This window comes from Chryseobacterium sp. SIMBA_028, assembly GCF_046535285.1.
Classification (GTDB): domain Bacteria; phylum Bacteroidota; class Bacteroidia; order Flavobacteriales; family Weeksellaceae; genus Chryseobacterium.
This window is the reverse complement of record NZ_JAWRWZ010000082.1, coordinates 1-378: the sequence shown is the minus strand read 5'-3', so window position 1 is coordinate 378 and position 378 is coordinate 1. Positions and strand designations below refer to the sequence as shown.

Genomic DNA, 378 nt, shown 5'->3' with positions numbered 1-378 from the left:
ATCCAAATTCTGATGCCACTACTGCTGTATCGTAATAGGGCTGTATGGCCTGTTCTTTATTGATAAGATAATCTTTCGCATAGGCTTCTGTGTACAACTCAATTCTGTCGGCACCAGTCTTGGCAGCATATTCCACTAATTCCGGGTTTGGATCAAGGAAAATTGAGGTACGGATGCCTGCATTTTTAAATTCAGCAATCACATCTACAAGAAAATCATACTGTTTTTTAGTATCCCAGCCTGCATTGGAGGTAATGGCATCATCCGCATCCGGAACCAGTGTTACCTGCTCAGGTTTTACTTCCAATACCATATCGATAAACTGACGGTGCGGATTCCCTTCAATATTAAATTCTGTTGTCACCAACGGCTTCAGAT

The 378-nt window shown here is 41.8% G+C and carries 1 protein-coding gene; it reads right to left on the bottom strand.

The genetic code is table 11. The features are described 5' to 3' along the window. On the bottom strand, positions 1-378 hold a 378-nt coding region (locus SCA31_RS22635; RefSeq protein WP_410699300.1), incomplete at both ends, for a pyridoxine 5'-phosphate synthase.